The organism is Aeoliella sp. (genome assembly GCF_965227375.1).
Lineage (GTDB): Bacteria > Planctomycetota > Planctomycetia > Pirellulales > Lacipirellulaceae > Aeoliella.
In genome coordinates this window covers 58,353-78,932 of sequence record NZ_CBDDFX010000002.1, presented here as the reverse complement: position 1 = coordinate 78,932, position 20,580 = coordinate 58,353, and the positions used below count along the sequence as shown (strand labels likewise).

20 protein-coding genes are annotated in these 20,580 nt (G+C 60.9%); 8 read left to right on the top strand and 12 right to left on the bottom strand.

Translation table 11 applies throughout. The features are described 5' to 3' along the window. Window positions 1–2 precede the first annotated feature (2 nt). Both ACQK2L_RS13400 and ACQK2L_RS13395 read right to left on the bottom strand, forming a co-directional pair. Window positions 3–359: a type II toxin-antitoxin system PemK/MazF family toxin gene (locus ACQK2L_RS13400; protein ID WP_425397524.1), complete on the bottom strand. Its 357-nt coding sequence runs from the start codon at window positions 357–359 to the stop codon at window positions 3–5. Next, entirely contained in the window at window positions 359–622 is a 264-nt protein-coding gene (locus tag ACQK2L_RS13395) for a hypothetical protein (RefSeq protein WP_425397523.1), read from the bottom strand. Before ACQK2L_RS13395 ends, ACQK2L_RS13400 begins: the two co-directional genes overlap by 1 nt. Window positions 623–971: 349 nt before the next feature. On the opposite strand from ACQK2L_RS13395, the gene ACQK2L_RS13390 reads away from it, so the two are divergent. Continuing rightward, on the top strand, window positions 972–1,910 hold the full coding sequence (locus ACQK2L_RS13390; protein ID WP_425397522.1) for a DUF1559 domain-containing protein: 939 nt from the start codon (window positions 972–974) through the stop codon (window positions 1,908–1,910). Window positions 1,911–1,927: 17 nt separating this feature from the next. On the opposite strand, the gene ACQK2L_RS13385 is transcribed toward ACQK2L_RS13390, so the two are convergent. The 3 genes from ACQK2L_RS13385 to ACQK2L_RS13375 are packed head-to-tail and all read right to left on the bottom strand — an operon-like array spanning window position 1,928 to window position 4,032. Next, on the bottom strand, window positions 1,928–2,341 hold the full coding sequence (locus ACQK2L_RS13385) for a TadE/TadG family type IV pilus assembly protein (RefSeq protein ID WP_425397521.1): 414 nt from the start codon (window positions 2,339–2,341) through the stop codon (window positions 1,928–1,930). A 59-nt stretch (window positions 2,342–2,400) separates the two neighbouring features. Then, window positions 2,401–3,570, bottom strand: coding sequence for a vWA domain-containing protein (locus ACQK2L_RS13380; protein ID WP_425397520.1), 1,170 nt, complete (start codon window positions 3,568–3,570; stop codon window positions 2,401–2,403). A 48-nt stretch (window positions 3,571–3,618) separates the two neighbouring features. Next, on the bottom strand, window positions 3,619–4,032 hold the full coding sequence (locus ACQK2L_RS13375) for a TadE/TadG family type IV pilus assembly protein (RefSeq protein WP_425397519.1): 414 nt from the start codon (window positions 4,030–4,032) through the stop codon (window positions 3,619–3,621). A 271-nt stretch (window positions 4,033–4,303) separates the two neighbouring features. Between ACQK2L_RS13375 and ACQK2L_RS13370 the strand changes: the two genes are divergently transcribed. Together ACQK2L_RS13370 and ACQK2L_RS13365 are read left to right on the top strand one after the other, a co-directional pair. Then, window positions 4,304–4,669 (top strand): hypothetical protein, encoded by a 366-nt coding sequence (locus tag ACQK2L_RS13370; RefSeq protein WP_425397518.1) that lies wholly within the window; start codon window positions 4,304–4,306, stop codon window positions 4,667–4,669. A 50-nt stretch (window positions 4,670–4,719) separates the two neighbouring features. Beyond that, window positions 4,720–5,091 carry a hypothetical protein gene (locus ACQK2L_RS13365; RefSeq protein WP_425397517.1) on the top strand — a complete coding sequence of 124 codons (372 nt, stop codon included), beginning with the start codon at window positions 4,720–4,722 and terminating at the stop codon, window positions 5,089–5,091. A gap of 55 nt (window positions 5,092–5,146) precedes the next feature. On the opposite strand, the gene ACQK2L_RS13360 is transcribed toward ACQK2L_RS13365, so the two are convergent. Then, window positions 5,147–5,536: a polysaccharide biosynthesis/export family protein gene (locus ACQK2L_RS13360; protein WP_425397516.1), complete on the bottom strand. Its 390-nt coding sequence runs from the start codon at window positions 5,534–5,536 to the stop codon at window positions 5,147–5,149. Between the two features lie 185 nt (window positions 5,537–5,721). On the opposite strand from ACQK2L_RS13360, the gene ACQK2L_RS13355 reads away from it, so the two are divergent. Further along, complete coding sequence (locus ACQK2L_RS13355) at window positions 5,722–8,169, top strand: multiheme c-type cytochrome (RefSeq protein WP_425397515.1); 2,448 nt, start codon at window positions 5,722–5,724, stop codon at window positions 8,167–8,169. A gap of 123 nt (window positions 8,170–8,292) precedes the next feature. Further along, window positions 8,293–8,685 carry a hypothetical protein gene (locus ACQK2L_RS13350; RefSeq protein WP_425397514.1) on the top strand — a complete coding sequence of 131 codons (393 nt, stop codon included), beginning with the start codon at window positions 8,293–8,295 and terminating at the stop codon, window positions 8,683–8,685. 38 nt (window positions 8,686–8,723) lie between these two features. On the opposite strand, the gene ACQK2L_RS13345 is transcribed toward ACQK2L_RS13350, so the two are convergent. The 3 genes from ACQK2L_RS13345 to ACQK2L_RS13335 all read right to left on the bottom strand — a co-directional run bounded on the left by ACQK2L_RS13345 (window position 8,724) and on the right by ACQK2L_RS13335 (window position 12,918). Next, on the bottom strand, window positions 8,724–9,362 hold the full coding sequence (locus ACQK2L_RS13345) for a trimeric intracellular cation channel family protein (RefSeq protein ID WP_425397513.1): 639 nt from the start codon (window positions 9,360–9,362) through the stop codon (window positions 8,724–8,726). Window positions 9,363–9,425: 63 nt separating this feature from the next. Next, on the bottom strand, window positions 9,426–10,148 hold the full coding sequence (locus ACQK2L_RS13340) for an NAD(P)-dependent oxidoreductase (RefSeq protein ID WP_425397512.1): 723 nt from the start codon (window positions 10,146–10,148) through the stop codon (window positions 9,426–9,428). Window positions 10,149–10,272: 124 nt separating this feature from the next. Next, window positions 10,273–12,918, bottom strand: a complete 2,646-nt coding sequence (locus tag ACQK2L_RS13335) for a hypothetical protein (protein ID WP_425397511.1) — start codon at window positions 12,916–12,918, stop codon at window positions 10,273–10,275. Between the two features lie 317 nt (window positions 12,919–13,235). Here ACQK2L_RS13335 and ACQK2L_RS13330 point away from each other — a divergent pair, with 317 nt between their 5' ends. Continuing rightward, window positions 13,236–14,267: an acyl-CoA desaturase gene (locus tag ACQK2L_RS13330; protein ID WP_425397510.1), complete on the top strand. Its 1,032-nt coding sequence runs from the start codon at window positions 13,236–13,238 to the stop codon at window positions 14,265–14,267. A gap of 83 nt (window positions 14,268–14,350) precedes the next feature. On the opposite strand, the gene ACQK2L_RS13325 is transcribed toward ACQK2L_RS13330, so the two are convergent. Further along, on the bottom strand, window positions 14,351–14,761 hold the full coding sequence (locus ACQK2L_RS13325; RefSeq protein ID WP_425397509.1) for a hypothetical protein: 411 nt from the start codon (window positions 14,759–14,761) through the stop codon (window positions 14,351–14,353). A 31-nt stretch (window positions 14,762–14,792) separates the two neighbouring features. Then, window positions 14,793–15,647, bottom strand: coding sequence for an SGNH/GDSL hydrolase family protein (locus ACQK2L_RS13320; RefSeq protein WP_425397508.1), 855 nt, complete (start codon window positions 15,645–15,647; stop codon window positions 14,793–14,795). A gap of 203 nt (window positions 15,648–15,850) precedes the next feature. Between ACQK2L_RS13320 and ACQK2L_RS13315 the strand changes: the two genes are divergently transcribed. Then, a complete protein-coding gene (locus tag ACQK2L_RS13315; RefSeq protein ID WP_425397507.1) occupies window positions 15,851–16,177 on the top strand; it encodes a hypothetical protein in 327 nt (108 codons plus the stop codon). Further along, window positions 16,174–16,656 carry a hypothetical protein gene (locus ACQK2L_RS13310; protein ID WP_425397506.1) on the top strand — a complete coding sequence of 161 codons (483 nt, stop codon included), beginning with the start codon at window positions 16,174–16,176 and terminating at the stop codon, window positions 16,654–16,656. Before ACQK2L_RS13315 ends, ACQK2L_RS13310 begins: the two co-directional genes overlap by 4 nt. Window positions 16,657–17,748: 1,092 nt before the next feature. Here the strand turns inward: ACQK2L_RS13310 and ACQK2L_RS13305 are convergent. Continuing rightward, on the bottom strand, window positions 17,749–20,568 hold the full coding sequence (locus ACQK2L_RS13305; RefSeq protein ID WP_425397505.1) for an Hsp70 family protein: 2,820 nt from the start codon (window positions 20,566–20,568) through the stop codon (window positions 17,749–17,751). Window positions 20,569–20,580 lie beyond the last annotated feature (12 nt).

Sequence of the window (20,580 nt, the reverse complement as noted above, 5' to 3'; positions counted from 1 at the left end):
CTCTAAGCCAAAGCCAGAGCAGACTTGAGACACTTGTCCACTTCGAGCATTGCTGGTGGCGGCAACGCCCCCAAGCGTCGGCTGATTAGCGACTGCTCAACGGTCATCAAGTTCTCACAGGTCACTACGGACGTATGCCGAACGCCGGCCGCCTTTCCAACCGGCGTGCCAGCATCCACTACGTATTGGGTCGCCTCGCCGCTTCGATGCGTAGTTGTCGTCAAAGGCGCAAGGATCACGTTCTTCAAACGCTGATTGTTCTTGTCAGATTGAACCACCAACGCGGGCCTTAGCTTAGAACCGCTTCCCGACGAAAACGGGAACTGCACCAGAACTACATCACCGCGGGCTAGGGGCATCAGTCAACGGGTGTTCCATCGTCGCTGGTGTACTCATCAAGCATGGGATCATCCCATATCGGCGTGATCGCAGCTTGTTGAGCTGCGTAAGTCTCGCTGACGTCGCCTTCACTGATATCGGCCCCTAGCAGTGGCCGGAGAAATTCGACTCGCACCATGGCAACTTGCATCTCCTTGCCGGTCTCGTCGACTAGAAAAACGGGGCCACCGCCACTCGCTACAAGTGCCGCAGCCTGCTCAGTGGTAATGGTAGCACGCGTCATACAAGCATTGTACACCGGCCACACATCGCACGCCACGTCCAATGGATACAATGCGAATCGCTATGAAAATAAGGACTAAGTGGCTTCGACGGTCGATGGCTTTGACAAGGTCCATGCCTCACTAGAACAGTTTCAACACCAACATAGAAACTGTTCTTGGCAATCAAGATAGTCTGCGTAAGCTGCTTTTGCGCAGAGATTTTGCTTCCGTGCGCTGTGCGACAATAGTACCAGTCGTATGGCGAGAAATTTTTTGCTTCTCGGCAGCGAGTCCCTTATGATCAGCGCATCCCGCCGCTGTGGGCGTCCGCCCGCGGCACCCCTCCTTCCAAGTTACATGAGGTGCGCTATGCAAGGCATGCATGCCAGGTTGCGTGGTTTCACGCTGGTTGAGTTGTTGGTGGTCATCGCCATCATTGGAATCTTAGTCGCCCTGTTGTTGCCCGCGGTGCAAGCGGCACGCGAGTCGGCGCGTCGAACGCAATGCACGAATCAGACCAAACAGATCGGGCTCGCGCTGCAGATGCACCACGACCAGAAAGGCGTGCTGCCGTCGGGGCGAAACGAAACACGCCAGTTCGGGCAGTCGTGGGCGTTTCAATTGCTGCCGATGCTCGAGCAGCAGACGATGTTCGACTCGCTGGTCAAAGGCGAGCGAATGGATAGCGACCTGAACGCCACGGCGATGCGAACACCGGTGGACGTATTCGTCTGCCCGAGCCGCCGCCGTCCGGAAGCGGATCGCGACTTTGATAACGACGACGCCCCCACGCAAGCACCAGCCTCGGGCGCGCTGGGGGACTACGCTTCCAATGCTGGCCATCGGCAACTGGTAGGCATGGCGGTCACAAGCAACGACTCACGCCCTGCGACCGAGCGAATCATCGCCGAGATTTCGGGGCCGATCTACACCTACTCGAAGATCAAGTTCCGGCGCGTGATCGACGGTCTGGTGAACACCTTGGCAATTGGCGAGCGTCACATCCCCGAGCCAATCGAAGATCCACCCGTGGGCGAGCATTACTGGCAAGGCGACACCGCGTTTTTTGCCTCGGACAATCCCGACACGATCCTCGGCGTGCCACCTCACGGGCTGCGGAGCGACGGCCAGGAGATCCAACCGGGTGAAGGCCAGAAGCCGCGCGAGTCGTTCGGCGGTCCCCATCCAGGCGTAACCCTGTTCGTCTTTCTCGATGGCCACGTCGCCCCGGTAGACAACGACACCGACACGATCACCCTCGCGCGACTTTCGGCGATTGGTGACGGGGAGATTATTGACTTTCAGTAATCCGCCCTTGTGCCGCGTCAATCCACGCTGCTGTTGAGTCCTCGCTCGCGGGCGAGGGTCAGGGTGCTGGAAACTTCGCGGCCCTTGAAGAAGTTGGGAAAGACCCAGGAGTTGTCGTCCAGCGGAATAGTCACATCGACGGTGACCTCCGAGGTGTCCTCGGTGATTACCGAGGGGGTCACCGCGATCGTGGAATTCCGCGTAAACACCGAGTCAAGTACCAATTGAGTGGACGCCTGCACGTCCGCGACCGTCGCCCCCGGCACGATGCCTCGACGGCAGCCTTCGTACACGGCGTTCTCGGCAGTCTGTCGCAGCGAGTTGACACGGGAGTACTCAAAGGATGCAAACGTAAAGAGGAACAAGATCGGCGCGCAGAGCGCAAACTCGACGGTGGTCGTCCCGCGACGGTTTCGGCATAGTCGTCTCATGGATAGACCGCCTCATCTTGGTAGCTGCTGAATTCAACAACGCGTCCATCGGCCACGGACTACTCCGTAAACATCACCGGCAGCGTCAGGGCGATTTCCTCGAATACTTCTTGTAGCGTTTCGGCATCGGGAGCATGGTAGAAGTTGCCGCCGGTGGCTGCGGCGACCGCACGCATCTCATTCTGGTCGGCTCCGTCGCCAAACGTCACCGTGTGGATCACGATGTCGTGCGCCAAAGCCTCTGGCGCCACATCCCGCGGCCGCTGGCCCTGCGTGTAGTTGCCGTCGGTCATCAGCACCATGGTCTTGGCGGCGAAGGGACGCGAAGTGGATTGATTCGTCAGCGCGTCGATGCCCGAGCGAATGCCCTCGGCGATGTTCGTCGCACCGTTGAACTTGGAGTTGGAGAGCGACGACATGGCCGACTCGGCGTCGGAGTAGTGTTCGCTTAGCTGCTGATTGATGTCGGCCACATTGTTCGAATAATTGCACCACGTACCACTACTGCCGTAGGAGGCCAACGCCAGGTACTCATCCTGCGGCGTTGTGTAAAGGGCCGCGATGAAACGGTCGAACGCCAGGGACAACGCTCCCCAGCGGCTCTGGCTCATATTCGGAGGGTTGCAGAATCGCGGATCAGAAGTCGACATCGTGGGCGCGGTGTCGGTGAGATACAGCTTCATCGAACTCGAGCGGTCGACAACGATGCAAATGTCGCGGTCGAGCCTCACGACGGTTGCTGAGCTCAATGGCTGAAAGTCGAGCACGTTGAACACGCGGCCAAACACCGTCGGTACACTGCCTGAAGGTGCGTCGCGCGTGCGGCGGCCGAATACGCGAACCGCGTTAATCGGCTCACCATCGGGCTGGAACGACCAGGAGCCACCCTCTTGCTGTTCGGAGTGCCCGAAGATGATGTCCTCATCGACGTCCAGCAGCAACGGATCGCCCGCCACGTAGTTGAGCTGGGCGATATCGATGGCCGCTTGTCGCGAGGCGTCGAGGTTCTGCTCGCGGGAGAGCGCCTCGCCAGCGGCGCGAGCCGCCGCGTCGGTAGCCGCGCGAAGTTTGGTGCGTGTGAGCTGCAAGTAGGCCACGTCGACCGAAAACACGACGCACGCCAATAGTGCAATCATCAAGAAGCAGACCAGCACGACGACCACCCCTCTGCGAGTGCCGGGTCGCGAGGAACCAACATTCGAGTGTCGCGAAATGGGAGAAGTAATCATGGCTGGGGCCTCCAAGGGGGAGAGTCGCTTTTGAGGGGGAGGGGGTCACTACTCCTTGACCATTACAGTGCTGGACGACAACGTGTTGCCGCCGAAGAACCAAGGCGGGATCAGGGCGTTCGAGTCGCACGGCGCGCTAACGGTCACGGTGATCGTTTGGCCGCGCGGCACCGCGGCCACGTCGGGGGGCGTAATGTCGATCTGGCCATCTTCCACGCGTCGGGCGGTGATCATCTCGTTGCACTTCGCAGTCACTGCGGGAGTGGTCGAGTCGTAGTTGATCGCCACCCGAGCGCCTTCGTAGCTGGCGATCGTCAGACTGTGGCTCAAGTAGACCATGCCGCAGGCCTCGATCGAAGCCAGGAGCAGCATCGCGACGAGTGGCAGGCAGATAGCCAGTTCCGTGGCGGCGACGGCCGAACGTACCGAGGGCTTCCTACCGCAATGTGTTGCGGCGAACATGGGAGGCTTTCGGCTTGAGGAGGAAGTATAGGGCGGACCCAATGTCCGCTTGGAGATAAGTTGCAGGCTCCGGCGACCACCATCTGCCGCCGACACTTCCATGCCGCGGGCCTATCTAAAACGTACTATACGAATGGGGATAGTGCGGAAGAATTTTTTGAGCGGGTAAAAACCGTGTTGGCTAACCAAAGCGTTAAAACTTGCAGGAATCTGACGAGGAACAGTAGAATCGGCGGTGTGGAAGAAAACTACTTGCTCACGGAAAATTTGCATGTCTTCACTTGAATCGGTTGGTTGGGAACTTGAGAGTGCCGAGCAACGGCATGCTCTCGCCCCTGATTCTTTCCATATCCCCGGCCGCGAGGAACGTGAATCCCTGCAAGCAGGAAGACGTGTCCAATTGCTGTTCCTCATGGAAGTTTCTGACTCAGATGTCAAAGATATCATGTGCGAAAAGATGTGGGTCACTATCGAAACAGTGACAGCCACCTGCTACCGTGGCGTCCTCGATTCGATGCCCGTATCGTCGGACGCACTCTCACCTGGCGACCTTGTCGAGTTTGGCCCCGAGCACATTTCCTGCGTCCTAATACCAAAGACTGATCCGAGACATCCAGAGTACGATCCGAAACCATAGAGTCTATTCCGAAGTAATTTATTGCGTGGACCAAATGAATAGAGGTCGAGATGTCGCAGGTAGATATCTGGCGCCGGATTATCCTCGGCGAGGGCAAGTCCTGGGTTCTGTTCGAGAACGGGACCTGCGTCATCTTCGTCGAAGCCGTTGATTCCCTACGGGAGCAAGCCATCGAGTTGATGAAAGAGTGGGGCCCTGTGTATGCGGGCGGTCCAGCGGGGGACTTCTCGGTAGTCAACCTGCAAGACGAACCTGGCTGGGTTGTCACTTGCCATCATAACGACATTCTCACCTACATCGGCCCCGACGAAGTGGGCGAGGATGCCAGCGACGTCGTGATCGGTCTATGCGGACGATCGAAACGTGGTCAGGATGCCGAGGAGCTATTGGTCGTGCATGTCGAAGACGCCACTGGGACCTAATCCGCGTTTCGAGCGAAGCCACTTTAGGCTGCACTGATTAAGGAAGCATGCTCATCTAATTCGGTCGCGCGTAGTTCTCTTCACGAAATACCTCCACGCCAGGCGTTACATAGAATTTTCCGTACTCTTTGTTCAGAGTAGCCTCGACCTGGCTCACATCCTGCTCCGCCACATCGACGGTCCCGACCAACGGCAGCTTGATGGTGCTATCTGCCTGCACGGTGACCGTTCGGCTCAAGTCTGGGGCTCCTCCCAACTCCACGATTAACGTTTCGCCCGGCGCCACCGGGGTGGTCGAAGCGGGAATGCTGAACTGCATGGCGAAGGGACGAAGCCCCTCCACGACATTGCGGGTGGCAAAGCCAATGACGAACGCCACCATCGCGATGAGCAATGTCCGCAGCGAGAACCGGAAGCGGAACTTCGAACGGTTGTCGTCGCTCATGGGAGTCCTATGGGTGCTTCAACCGACGAGGCGTAGCTCGTCGGCTATGGCAGCTCGAATGGCGAGAATCTCTTCTTTACCGAGCAGTGTGCTGAACACCCTCAAGCGTATCGTACACGACCATTCTACGCTACAATGCCCGGACTCAATCTGGTGCTCCTACTCAATACGCTGTGCGCGGATTAATGCCTTTTCTCTCGCGAGTTTCAACTGCGCTGCTGCTAGTTACAGTCAACTGGCAGGCGGCTCGTGGTGCCGATCCGCTGTTGAAGCACTTTCCCGAGGCGGCAAACTCCGGCTGCATGAAGTGCCATGCGGGCATTGAACTGATTCGCGAGCCCGATTCGCAGATGATGCAGCAGATCATGGAGCGGGGGCGTGAGCTGGGCGATCCGGCTGGCTGCGTGGTGTGCCACGGAGGTAATCCCAACGAGACCGAAGACAAGGTCGTCGCGCATGGCGGAGAGGATGCCACCGATTTTTATCCCGCGCCAGGCAGTCCGTGGATCAATCAGCATACGTGCGGCCAGTGCCACCAAAAGCACGTCGACGTGCAGTGGACCAGCTTGATGATGACCGAGGCGGGCAAGATCCAGGGCGTGTGCTGGGCGTTCGGCTCGATGACCGGCTACAAGCATCGCTGGGCCAACTACGCCGTGCAGAACCCCGATGACCCGCAGGCCCGTTTGGGCACCGAAGAGTATCGGCAGTACATGGAGCAGCTCAAACAGATTGAGCCCAACGTATTTGTCGACTCGCACGAGCCGCTGCCCGACGCGCTGAACGTGGATGAACTCGAACGACTGCAGGAAGACACCACGCTGGCGGCGTTCACCTACATTCGCCAGGAGTGTCAGCGTTGCCACCACGCGGTGAAAGGGCGACAGACTCGCGGCGACTTCCGTGGCATCGGATGTTCCTCATGCCACACGCCGTACAGCAACGAAGGCTTCTACGAGGGTGGCGACCCGACGATCGACAAGTCGGCCACCGGGCACATGCTGGTGCACTCGATCCAGGGCACTCGCGAAGCGAAGGTCACCGTGCACGATACCACTTACAGTGGCATCCCTGTGGAGACTTGCACCACGTGCCACGATCGGGGTAAGCGAATCGGCGTGTCGTTTCAGGGTTTGATGGAAACGCCGTACCACTCTCCGTTCGCCGCCGATGGCGGTCCCCAGCCGGCGTTGCATACCAAGCACTACATCGCCATGGAGCAGGACGTCCATTACCAGAAGGGCATGACCTGCCAGGATTGCCACACTTCGATCGACGTGCACAGCGATGGCTTTCTCGCCGCGGCCAACCTGGCGTCGGTGCAGATTGAGTGCGCCGACTGCCATGGCACGCCGGACAAGTATCCTTGGGAGTTGCCGCTGGGTTTCATGGACGAGTTTGCCATGAAGCCGGCCGAAGGCACGCCGCGGGGTGTGGCCGAGGAGCAACTTCCTCACACGTTGCAGGGTCACGTGCATGAACCGCGCGACGGCTACTTGCGCACCGCCAGGGGCAACCCGTACGAGAACGTCGTGCGGGACGGCGACGAAGTGATCGTTCACACCGCCGCCGGCAAGGACCTGAAACTGAAACCACTTAAGAAGCTGATCGAGGAAGAGGCGATCAGCGAGCGAGGACTTGTCGCCATGCAGGGCGTGTCGAAGCACCTCGACCGCATGGAATGCTACACCTGCCACTCGAGTTGGACACCCCAGTGCTATGGCTGCCACGTGAAGATCGACTACTCGCAGAAGGACAAGTGTCCTGAGTGCAACGAGTCGATGGAAGGCTTCGACTGGGTGGCCGCGGGGCGGAAGCATGAAGAGCCCGAGCACCAGAGCGACCGTGGCGAAAAAGGTTACGACACCATCATTCCCGGCAAGGTGTTCGAGCAGAGATCGTACCTGCGGTGGGAAGAGCCGATGCTCGGCATCAACGGCGAGGGGCGCGTCACCCCGCTCGCGCCGGGTTGCCAGCCTTCGGTCACGATCATCGGTGAGGATGGCAAGCCGATTCTGCTTAATCACATCTATACGACCGATCCCGGACTTGAACGTAGCGAGGAGGGGCAACTGGCGATCGACATGAGCCCCACGCAGCCGCACACCACCACCAAGAACGCCCGCACTTGCGAGTCGTGCCACGCGTCGCGCAAGGCGCTCGGCCTTGGCATTCCCGGCACGCGACCGTGGGACGAGCAGCACATCGTCGATCTGGAAACCGTCGAAGGCAAGATATTGCCTGACAAATACCAGCCGCAGATGGAGCCGGTGAAGAATCTGAGCCACGATTGGTCGCAGATTGTCGACGAACAAGGCAACCAAGTGGCGACCGTGGGCCACCATTTCCAATTGTCGCGCGCCTTTAACCGCGCCGAGCAACTGCACATCAGCCGCGAGGGCACCTGCCTGGCGTGCCATCAGGAGATTCCCGACGGATCGCTGGCGGTGAGCTTCCTGCATCACGTGGCCCAGTACACGGGCCAACTGCCGACCACCAACGAGCAGCATAGCGGGCTGGTTCACAAAATCATGATGATGAGCGCCTGGCTGCAGTTCGTCGTGGCGCTGGCCATTCCCGTGTTGGTGATTGTCGCCGTGCGGCGGTGGCGCCGCGGTAAGCGAACGACGTAACGACTGTCCTACAACGCTTGAGGGGCCTGGGGAGGAATCGTTACAATGCGTCGGCCGTCAATTCCTACACGACCACTTCAAACGTAGCCATACGGCCTACACAAAAAGAGACACAACCCGACGATGACCTTCCTGTTCCACCCGAGAACTCTGCTGGCACTTGTAGTCGTAAACGTACTGGCATCCATTCTGCACTACGTCGACAACATTTGCTATTTCTCAGAGTATCCGGAACCAACTTGGTTGAACCCTTGCATCATCGACCTGTTCTGGTTCGTGATGACACCATTCGCTGTTTTTGGGTATTGGTACTACAAACAGAATTGGTTCACGCTCAGTCGCGTGACGCTGGCTGCCTACTCGGTCATGAGCCTGCTTGTATTGGGCCACTATCTGATTGCTCCCCCGTGGCAAGTATCGTTTAGAATCAACTTGTTCATCCTCATTGAAGCGGTGGCGGCCTTGGTACTGCTGGGCTATGTGTGTCTCTCCGGGCGCCTGCGATTGGCTACTTAGAGACAAAGTGCTGTGGCGGCTCGTCGTTGGATTACGATTCAATCGTCGCGAGCTTCGGCTCCGTCTACCGCATCCGCCGCTAGTGCTGGCAGCTTCCATCCGCGTTGCAGCGCTGCCAGGCGGAACAGGACAATCAGCGTGATGGCAACCGGCGCGGCCAGCTTTTCGGTCACGGGCCACTGGCTCAGCAGGATGAACACCCACGAGCCGACAAACGAGCACGTCGCGTACAACGGTGTCGACGGGTGAAACAGGCTGGGAATGCGATTGCAGATGGTGTCACCAATCACGCCACCGAACGTTCCGGTCACGGCGCCGAGCATCGCAGCAATGAACCACGAGGTGCCCTCGTCGAGCGCCGCGTCGGCGCCCGCAATGCTGAAGAATCCGAGCCCCAACGCGTCGGGCAGGTTGAGCAGCCGTTCGGAATACTTCGGCACCTTCAGAATGAAGAACGCGGCGATCGCGATGCCGAATACGATGATCGGGTAGTGGCTCTCGCGAATCCAGAACAGCGGGTGACGATCGAGAAACAGGTCGCGGAGCGTACCACCGCCGAACGCGACAATGAACGCCAGGCTGAACACACCCACAAAGTCCATCTTGTGCTGCCGCGCGAGCAGAACACCGTAGATGGCGCCCGAGATCACGGCCAATAGTTCGACAATTTGCAGCATAGTGGGTTCGGGCGCGAGGTGGGTGGACTCAATCGGTCGCAGCGCAACTCGCCGGCGACTCGATCACTCCGTATTGTAGATTACCGGCATCTGGCCCTTCCAGTCGTCCCACGTTTCCTGCTTGGTAATGAGTTCGGCCATGAAGTGCGCGACGTTCACGCGGCTGGTCTTGCCTGCATTGAAGATGGCGCTGCGGATGGGCGATGGATGCAGGTCGTAGCGGGTCACTTGTTCGTCGTTGGTCAACGCGTCGGGCCGGACGACCGCCCATTCGATGGCTGCGTCTCCGGGGCCGATCTCGGTCTTCAGAAACTCCGCTGCCTGCTCGTTATCGGCGTGCGGAGGAACCAAAAGCCGTAGCGCGCCGATCACACACTCTTCAGCGACCGAGCGCGGCACGTCCTGATCGCGATTCCGATTGCCGGTCGTGTTCATCAGGACGAACTTCACCGGACGCGGCGCGGCGTTCGCCTTGATGGCCTGGCATGATCGGCGCACTGCTTCGGTTACCAGCCGATAAGGCGGCCCAAAGATGCCACCGAACGACAGGCGATGGCCCAAACAGGAGGCAACCGCGTCGCACCCAGCGAGATGCCCGGCCAGTTGGTCGCTGCTCAACTCGAGCAGGTTGGCTTGGATCAGAGTTAGTCTGGGAGACTCGACGAGCCTGCTGGGCATCGATTGCGGCGAGCGAACGATCGCTCGCACTTGCTGATCGCGCTGGAGCAGTTGCTCGACCAGCAGCTGCCCGGTCGCGCCGCTTGCTCCGACTATTAACGTGGTCATTCCGTTGTCCTGAATATTCGCGGTCCGTCGGGTCGGCAGAGTTTGGCTCAGCCATCCGTGCAAAGTCCGACGAGGCGTAGCTCGTCGGCTAGAGCAACTCGAATGGAGAGTGCACTTCGTAAAGCTACCAAGCTCGCCGCATGACGAACAGCAGCCCCAGCATCAGCAGCAGAGCACTCGGTTCGGGGACTTGGGACTGCGAACTGCTTGCCGACTGCAGTGACTGTCCGAAGTAGTCCTTCCACAACTGGTAGTCGAGCGCGTCGACCACGCCATCGGGGGTGCCGCCGGGGCCGGTTTGATCGGCCACGAGCCCGGGACCGCTGGTCGCGCCCAGGTTATTGCGCCACACGGTGTAGTCGGCCAGGTTCACGATGCCATCCTGGTTGTAGTCCCCCGCCAGAGCTGCGGCGACCGACAACACCAGGTCGCCACCCTGCTGCGAGACCGCGAAGCCGGGCGTTACCGAATCAAAGGCACCAGAAAATGCCGAGGCCGTGGCGATGATCCACGAACCGCTGTCGGGATCGAAGCCATCGAGGAGCGAGATATCCAGATCGCCGCCCAAGGTGAGTGTGCCGGCGACACCCACGAAGTCGGCTTCGGTCGGCGAGGCGAGTTCGATGGCCAGCGCGCCGGAGTTGAGTTCCAGATCGCCCAGCACGACCGTCGAGCCAATCGACTCGCCGGGCGCCAGCGTTCCGCCGTCGTTCGATAGCGCGAACCCAACCGTGTCGGCGCTCAGGATGCCGCCGGAAAAGTTGAACGTGCCGCCGGCGCCTTTGAGTAGCGTCTCGGTTCGCAGCAAACCGCCCGCGAGATTCAGCGTGGCGGTAGCGTCGGGGTGGTCGCCGACGACGGTCATGCCGTCGCTTAGTCCGTGCGAGGCGTCCTCCACGCGGATCCAACCATCGCTGATGGTAAGCGTCGCGTTGTCGCCGCTGTTGGTCGCCAGCAGCAGGTTGCCCGCGTGCTGACCGACCGAGTCGATGGTGACGCTGCCGTTGTCGATCACCGCGGTGTCGAATCGCGATGGCTGCCACGGATGCACGGAACCGGCCTCGGGGTTGGCGTCCCAGTTCAGGATGTGCTCGTAACGGCCGTCGCTGTTGGCGTTGTTAAAGACGATGGCATTCGGCGCGGGCCAGGCGGCGATCTCGTTGAGGTATTCCTCCAGATTGGTGTAGCCGTCGTTGTCGAAGTCGCCGGCATCGTCGCGCGCGTTGGGGTCGAGCCCGTGCTGCAGCTCCCAGTAGGTCGGCATCCCATCGCCGACGCCGTAGGCGGCGTTGGTGGCGGGCTCGGTGTCCCAACTGCCGTCGCGGTACTCGGTCGGCGTGTTCTTGAGCGCCCGCCATTCGGCGCCTTCGTTGGGATCGTTGTCCCAAGGGTTGTCGGCCCAGGCCAAGATCTTGCCGGTGCCGGTGCGAGTCTCGTGGATGATTCGCTCGTCGGGCGTGTCGATCACGTCGTCGCGGGTCCACCAGTTCGCGCCCACGTGGTCGAGCACGCGGTCGTACGCCACGCGGGCGTTCTCGGTGACGCCCGCGTAGGTGTCGACGCCGTTCATCCACAGCGGACCACTCGCTCCGCCCGAGACGTTTTGCCCATCGTCGGCGTCGTCGTCGCGATTGGTGTCGAGCAGATTGCCCTGGCGATAAACGCGGCTGCTGCCACTCATGACGGAGGTGCCACCGTTCACGTTTTGGACTCCCGTGTTGTGCCCGCCGATGGGATCGTCGCCGCCATGGCCCGCGAGGTAAAAGTTGCCTTCGAGATTCAGGTAAGTGTTGCCGCCCCGCCCGCCGGCGGTGCCGAGCCAGTTGTAGAACACGTTGTTGCGAAAATCGTAAAACGCGCCGTCCTCGCCCCGCTGCAGTTGGGGTACGCGCCCCTTCTGGTGCGCGTAGAGGTTGTGATGGAACGTGACCGCGGCCTGATAGTCTTCATTGCCGGCGCCCAATAGCGAGCCTAACGCGTGGCCGGTCCACCGCCCTGCCCCTTCGGCGTCCCACTGCGGGTAGTTCTGTCCCTGCGAGATGTTGGCGTACTGCACGGTGATGTCGCTGGCGTTCTCGTTCATCGACACCGCTTCGTCGGTGGTGTAGAGCACGCTCACGTGATCGATCATCAGGTTCGATCCCGAGATGTCCATCCCGTCGTACACCGTAGAGTCGGGAAAGTACCCGGGACCTTGGCTACTCGGCTGGGGATCGGGCTCGCTGGGCATCGGATCGTCGGGGTCCCACCAGTTCCGCATGCCGTAGCCACTGGCGATGGTGATGTTGCGCGTGATGTTGTTGGTGCCCTGCGGCTTGAGCCCACCGCCCATGAAGATCACTCCCGCACCCGGTGCGGTTTGCCCGGCTAGCGTGACGTTGGTGCCGCCGATGGTGAGCCGCGACTGCGTGTCCCAACCGTTGCCGTTGGGGTCCCACCCCGACTCGGGCAGGCGGCCAAGGTAGAACAAGCCGCCCACGTCGAACACAATCGTCCGCGGCACACCGGCCGGGAAATTGGAGTTGTTCAATCCGTAACGAAGCGTGCCTGGAAGAGAGTTAGTACTCGATTCGTCGAACGAGACGGTCGTGGTGGTCACGTGATAGACGATCTGCCCGTTCTGATTGGCCCGCCCGCCTGAAGCGTAGGCCGCTGCTCCGTCGGCTCCCGGGAAAGCAGGGATCGACTGGGCAGCAGCCGGAACCGCAGCCAAACAAGCGGTCGCAATGGCGAAGAAGCAAGAAAAAGACGCGGATAATCGGGTGAACATGCGTGGAGGTCGAACTATTGGCGAAGCGGGAATCACCCTGCGGGGAAGAAGGAGACGAGCGGCTCCTATATCCTTTTCACCCTACCAGCAGACGCCCGGTCTAGCCACAAAATCAAGGCCTTTTTACAAGACACGCGGCTTCGGATACGCGAACCGGAGGACGCTTTTTGCGCCTCCAAAACAGGTTGCTCCCCCGCCGGTTCGCGGCATTTCCATGGGAAGCTTCGCCCGTCTGGGCTCTAGCTTCGCCCATGGCGCGTACCTACACTGGTTTGCTTTGCCACGACGCGCCTCCAAGCACCCGGAACGAGCACCCCATGGCGACGGACACCCTCCCCGAAGAGCAGCTTACCGAGCCCCCCAGCGACGCCGTCGCCGAAGAGTTGGCGGTGGCCGACGACGACTCGCGGTTTCATGACCCGCTCTCCTGGCCCGAAGCGACCACCAACCCGATGCGGATTCGCTGGCGGTACGCGATCAGCATCCCCGCGATCCACCTGCTGGCCTGCCTGGCTTTGCTGCCGTGGTTCTTCAGTTGGACTGGCGTGGTGCTTTGCATTCTGGGTCAGTACGTGTTTGGTACGCTGGGGATCAACCTTTGCTACCATCGACTGCTCACGCATCAAGGCTTCGTGGTGCCCAAGTGGCTGGAGCATGGGCTCGCGCTGTTGGGCGTGTGCACGCTGCAAGATACGCCGGCCTGTTGGGTGGCGATGCACCGCATTCACCACAAGCACTCCGACACGCAGCCCGATCCACATAGCCCGTTGGTCGACTTCCTGTGGGGTCACTGTGGCTGGCTGATGGTCGTGAACCGCGACTTTCGCAACATTAACTACTACGAACGCTTCGTACGCGACATCCTCAAGGATCCGTTTTACATGCGGCTGGAACGCAACGGCTTCTGGACCGTGGTGTACGCCACGCACGCCTTGCTGTACTTCCTGGCCGGTTTGGGCATTGGGTGGTACAGCGGTGGCACCGCGATGGCCGGCGTGCAGTTTGGGCTGAGCCTGGTGGTGTGGGGCGTGCTGCTGCGAACGGTTGTCACCTGGCACATCACGTGGAGCGTGAACTCGGTCACGCACCTGTGGGGCTACCAGAACTACGAGACCCGCGAGAACAGCCAGAACAACGTGATCGTCGGCCTGTTGAGCAACGGCGAAGGTTGGCACAACAACCACCACGCCGACCAACGCGCCGCATCGCACGGCCACAAGTGGTGGGAATTCGACATCACCTGGCTGACCATCCGAGCGATGGAAATGACCGGCCTGGCCAAAGCTGTGGTGCGCCCAAAGGCGTGGACCGAAGCAGTTGCGGAGCAGCCGGCCGTGAAGCCGAAGTAGGCGGTTATGCGGCGGGATAGGCCACGGAGGTGGCACTCGGGGGCCTCGCAACATTCTTGCCTGTCCGGTCGTTGGTCATTGCGTCAGACGTCCATGCTGACAACCGTGTGGTAGAGCACTTTCGTCAATCCAATGGCGACAGGGAGCACAATCAAGGCCAACCAGCTTAGCACGAAATACCTTTCACACAGTCGCTTTGACTTCAACACTGAGCTTAGCTCCGCGTCACCACTCATCTTGGCCTGCATCTTCACGTCGCGCCAGAAGCGAACCGACTCGAGACCACCGCGAGGTGCCGCGGGAGGCGTAACGCCGAAACCTCGAAGGACCTTTATCGCCTTTTCAGCTAGAGGCAGCTCGCACAACATGCAAACCGATGCGATCATTGCATTTGCCGTGAGGATGAGGAAGATTGGCGTCACTTCAGACTGCTTCCCTAAACAACAAAGATGAAGGCTGCGCCCGGCTCGTGCTGCAAATTCAGTATATGCCACTTCGGTTTTATACGCATTGGCCTGAACTTCGTTACTCGTAGGCGTTTCTTACCAAGCGCCAAACACAATCGGCCATCGTTTGATGGCCTGACTGCGAAAGATGAATCGTGTCCAAGGTGGACTGTTCGCCAGCGAGAACCGACAAGAAAACTCGCTTGGGGACCAGCAGCACGTTGTGCTTGGCGGCCATTTCGCGTTGTGCGCGGCCGTACTCGTGGTAGAACGGTGGCAGTGGCAGTTCGAACAAGATGACTTGCCGATCGTTTTGCGAAAGATGCGCCAGCAACGCGTCGAGGTCGCGGGCAAATTGCTCGGCGCTGGTCGAACCGAGGATGTCGTTGCCGCCGATCTCCACGAACACGACCGGCGACGTAATCTCTTCAGCCTCCGCGCGCTTGAGCGCCGAGGCAGCGGTTTCGCCAACGTGCGAGATGTCTTGCACCTGCAACTGATGCTCGCGAGCGAGGATCGCGGGCCAGGTTTCGGCCGTTTCGTTGCCGCCCACGCCGGCGGTCACCGAGTCGCCAATCACGGTGAGGCTCCGCACCGGCGCCGCGGCTAAATGGGGCGTGAAGTGATACGGCAACTCAACGAGCGCCGCGACAATCCACACAACGGCCATCGCCTTCGCCGCCCAACCGCGCCATGCAGGCTTGAACCGCGACACCGTCCACGCGATCGATACCGCAACCGCCATCGCATAGTACCAGTACGGGATAGCAGTCGACGAGATGACCACCGCGATCGCACCCACGAGAAACGCCAGCACCACCACCCGCCTGTAAATCGGCCGCGACTGCGTCGATGCCCACGCGGCGAACACCAACAGCGCGACTCCAGTGAAGAAGGCTTGGCCGCTGACGATGTGGTAGACGAGCTGGTTCATGGGCGCAGTGAAGCTGCACGTCACGCTGAAAGAGAAGGCGTCGCCGCGTGCAGTAGCGGCTAACGTTTTAAGTATAGCAGGCCTGCATGCGAATACACCACCTCGACGGATCCTAGATCTACCTCAGCTGGACCTCACGCAACTGCAGGTTGCTGCTAGAATGAACACCCGAAAACACCAACTACCTGTGCCGGTTCGCACCAATGTCAGACTTCCGAGACTTCCTTCATTCCAAGATCCTTCGCAACCCGACGACCTGGATCGTTGCCGTGATCGGCGGCGCGTATGGTGGAACGGAGTTGTACTCGATCCGCGAGGCCAAACGTGCGGCTGGTGCCGAGGTGCAGTTTCCCTGGTTGTGGCTGGAACGATCCGTAGATATTCTGTTCGGGGCAACCTTCCAAGTCGTCTTCCTGCTGTGTGCAGTCTGGATGGTTGCTGGGCTGATGGAAGATTCCAACGTGTGGGTACGGCAGGGCGCGGTCGTGGCGATTTACCTCGGACTTAACTACCTTACGACATTCCTATGAACAGTTGGTTCGACTGGCGACCGCCGCGCGGGGGCATTGCATTGCTGGCGGGTTGTTTCGTGATCGCCGCGATCATCTTCATCGTCGCTGGTGGGCACTCGTGGTACACACGGTATTTCGTCCCGCTGTTCCTGCCAATCGGCATTGGACTGTGGCTCAAGCACTCGTGGGCGCGGTGGATCACGTTCACGTTCTTCGCGCTGGTCGCCCTCATATGGCTGGTATCGGTGTTCGCAGGCCAGTTCTCGATGCGCAGGGCACTGCAAGGACTGGCCATCGCCAGCAGCCTGCTGGCCCTGTGGGAATGGGACGTCTGGCCGGAAGACCACGCGGCCGCTTACGACTTGGACTACGACAAGTTCGATGAAGAAGACTACGACGACGAGGACTATGAGACGGAGGATTACGATGCCGAAGAGATGGCCGAAGACATCGACCGCACGTCGATCGATTCGCTTCGGTATCACGATGAGGCTTGAGTGGGCTGGTTGAGGTGGTTGTAGCCATGGCATACCAAATCGAAGCCATATGCGATTCGTGCGAGTACTCCGTGAAGGGCATCCGGATTGGCGATGGTGAGCGCATGCTGTTTACTTGCGGCAACTGTCGCCGATTGGTGAATCCAAAGCGTGTACCCTATCGCCTCGATTGCCCTAATTGCCCTCGGTGCCGTAAGACGCTTGAGCGTGCGAAGTGGATTGATGCTGGCAGACTACATTCGACATGGTCGCGCCATCCACCAGTCGTATCAGAGATTGCTTGTCCCCGGTGCGACGGTGGCAGACTATCGTTCACACGTTGTATGCACATGCGAGTAAGCCAACATTGCAAACCGCCGGACGTCGGCCAGCACGTGCATGTGCGGCACAACAAGAAGGGTTGCCTAGAAGCAGTAAGCATTCGACAACGCATCACCGTCGAGGAACCTGTTCCGCAATTCGACGAGTCGGAGATTCTCGAATGTGTCGTAGTCTCGGCCGATAGCAAGCATGTGGTTCTACGTTGCCTAGAAGTGGTGCGCTTGGTCGATCTACCTGGCCGCTCAGATAGTCCATCGACATAGGTTGGCGTTTGTCTTCCAGCAACCGATTCTGCAAAAACGCTGGCTGTAAAAAAGTCGCTGTTGAATGGCCGTGGTGGTGTGATCTAATGGGTCTGCGGCGAGGTAGAGGTTCAGCCCAAGCGAACTGTAGCTACCGTCACCAGACGGTGGATGCGCTGCCGCTAACCGCGGGTGTTGCCGGCGGTGATTCAGGCCCCCACCCTAACCCTCCCCCAAACGATTTGGCGGGAGGAAGGTGATTGGTCGGGGAACTTTCCCCCGCCAAATCGCCCGGGGGAGGGAATGCAGACGTTCGGCGGAGCAAACGGCCACAAACGGGTTTTGGGCCAACTGAAACATGCGGGGAACAACGCGATGGGTTTTGTCGCACCCCCCGAATGGTTTGATCGAGAAAACAAGGGGTTTGCGAACCTGACCGGGACCAAAACGATTGGGGTTTTGGTCCAACGGATCGAGTTTGGGGACAAAACTCCCCCGTCTGGCGACGCAGCTACGGCGGGGGCAGAGTTCAGCGGAGTCGCAGCCCGGTGGGGAGCGATTCGCCGAACACCTGGCTGCGTTCCTCGGCATCGAGGGTGCCGCCGGTGCGGACGAGTTCGATGAGATGCGCGGCCGCACCTTGGCTTTCGAGCCAGGCGATGACCTGCTCGCGTTTGGAGACCTCCAGATCGCGGTGGCGGTCGCCGGTAACGCGGGCGAGTTGCATCGCGACGAGTGGCAAGATCGGTTCGTCGGCCTCAACGCCGAGCACTGCGTCGACCCACTTCGATGCGCGGCTCGCAGGCACGAGTGTGTTGAGTGGTCCATACACGGGTACGCGCTGGCCCAGGCGGCCGAGTGTCCAGAGCATCGCGCTGCGGACCGGTTCGAGTTTGCGTTTGGGCAGGAGTTCGACGATCGCGTTGCCGAGTTCCGTCTTGACGGGCACCGGCAACAGTTCGAGCGATCCCAGCAGCCGCCAGACTTCGGCCGACTGGGCGGGGTCGATGGCCGCGGCGGTGCTGGAAGACTTGCCGCCGGTGAAGCGTCGATACAACCCGCGTGTCGCGGCGAGCAGCGGTTCGGCGATGGTGAGTTGCTGCCCGCTCGACAACCCGCCAGCAACGCGTCGCCAGAGGATGAGCGACTCGGCTTGCGACGCAGGATGTGCCAGGCGGTTGCGCACGGTGCGCCAGGTTTCGGCGACGCGCCAGTCGTCGACCGCGAAGCCGTACCCGGGCCGCAAAGCGTATCCGGATAGGTTCAGCCACCGCGCTTCGTGCTGCGGCGACTGGCGGCGGCCCGGTTCGTGCTCCATGAGCATCTCCCACATCCGCCGCAGCAGCGACGTGGGCCACTCGTGGCGAGCCTGGCCGGTGGCTTGCGTCAGTTCATTCACCAATTTCGAAGGTTTGAGGTCCCCCGGTTTGTCGAACACTCGCGCAATCGCCGCCCTGCACTGCTCGATGACCTCGTCGTCGATAATGCCCTCGCTCTCGGCGGCCGACTCATGCGCGGCGACGTCGGTCTGCGTGGTGGAACGGATGTCGAACTGCAACCGCCAACTGCGACTGGAATCGGCGTCGCGGCAGGAAAGCTCCAACGAGCCAATCTCCGACAAGTGCGCGTGCAGTCGCGCGTCGACGGTCGTCGAGTCGCGTTTGCGGCCAGCGTCGAGCACCGTGCGAATCGGCGGCAGCGGCGTGAGTTCGCCCGGATCGACTTCGATCACCTCGCCCGGCGCGTCGGTCAGTCGGGTGCTGGAAACGTACAGCGGAAACTCCACCGGCTCGGCGAGTGTGAGTTGCAACGCGTTGGGAATCTCGAAGTCCTGCCCGGCGGCAGCGCTGCCCGGCGCAAGGCACACGGCCATGGGTCGCTCGCCGCCGACGCCGACGTAGTAACTGCGAGCGAGCGTGGCGGTGATGCCGACGCCCTCGCCGCGGCGGACCATACCGTAGTAGGCCGCGCCGCGAGCCACGGCCAGATCGAGTCGGGCGTGGTCGAGCACCAGCGGCGACCAGTTCGCATCGTCCCTGTCGAACCAGGAGGAAAGCACTTCGAGCAACCGATCGCGAAGCGTCGGTGAAGCAAAGAAGCCACCGTTGAACAGCACGATGTCGGGCCGCGCGGGATCGTGATCGATCTCGCCGCTGCCAGATGCGTCGTCGCCCGTCGTACGGTGCGTTTCGAGGAACGCGGCTAGGTAGCGCGTGATGCCGGCGTCGGCGGCGTACGGCAAACCAAAGTCCTGAAAGCCCGACTGCCGCCGCGTCGGTCGGTCGCTGAGTGCGGACCGCGGCAAGAAACCATCCACCAGAACCTGCACGGCCTCGTCGCGAGTGAGCTCCACTTGCTGGGCGCCGCCGATGAGCTTGGAACCTCGGGAGGGAAGATTGAGCGTGAACACCTCGGGCGGCGAGTCGCCCAACAGCGTTTCCTTCGCGCGGCGGGCGGTGCGGACCAGCACGTCCCACTGCTCGGGCGGCAGCTTGCCATCGCCAGCGAGCTTCTGCTCGACGAACCGCGCCAGCGCGAGATCGAGATTGTCGCCGCCGAGTATCAAGTGCTCGCCGACCGCCACGCGATGGAACTCCACGTCGCCTTCGCGGTCGCTAGCGCGGACACGAATTAGCGTGAAGTCGGAGGTGCCGCCGCCGATGTCGCACACCAGGATCTTCTGTCCCGGCGAGACCTGCTCGCGCCAGGAGTCGCTATGACGATCGACCCACGCATAGAAGGCCGCCTGCGGTTCTTCGATCAGCATCACCCGCGGCAACTCGGCCGCCTTGGCAGCGGCAATCGTCAGTTCGCGAGCTACCTCGTCGAACGACGCGGGCAGCGTGATCACCAGGTCCTGCTCGGCGAGCGGAAACTTGGGGAACGCCTGCTGCCAGGCGTCGCGCAGGTGGGCGAGGTAGCTGGCGGTCACATCGACCGGCGAGAGCCGTTGCACGTCGTCGTCGCCCTGCCAGGGCAGCAGGTCCGCGGTGCGATCGACGCCCGCATGGCACAGCCAGCTCTTGGCCGAAGCAATCAACCGCCCGGGCTTCGCGGAACCTTCGTCGCGGGCGAATGTTCCCACCGCCGTGCGAGGTTTGCCGTCGGACCACGGCAGCTTCAGCGCGCCGGCTTCGGCTTCGGCCGGGGTAGCCTCGTAGTGAAACGAGGGAAGCGTATCGCGTGGCTCCACCTGAAACGGCGCGACCAGTTGCGGCACACTCAGCACCTCGACGCGCCAAGGCTTCGACTCGGTGTCGACATAAGCCATCGCCGAGTTGGTGGTGCCCAGGTCGATGCCCACCACATAACGAGCCGGTTGCGTTCGATCGTCCTGATCGGTTGCCACGTTGTTGTCCCT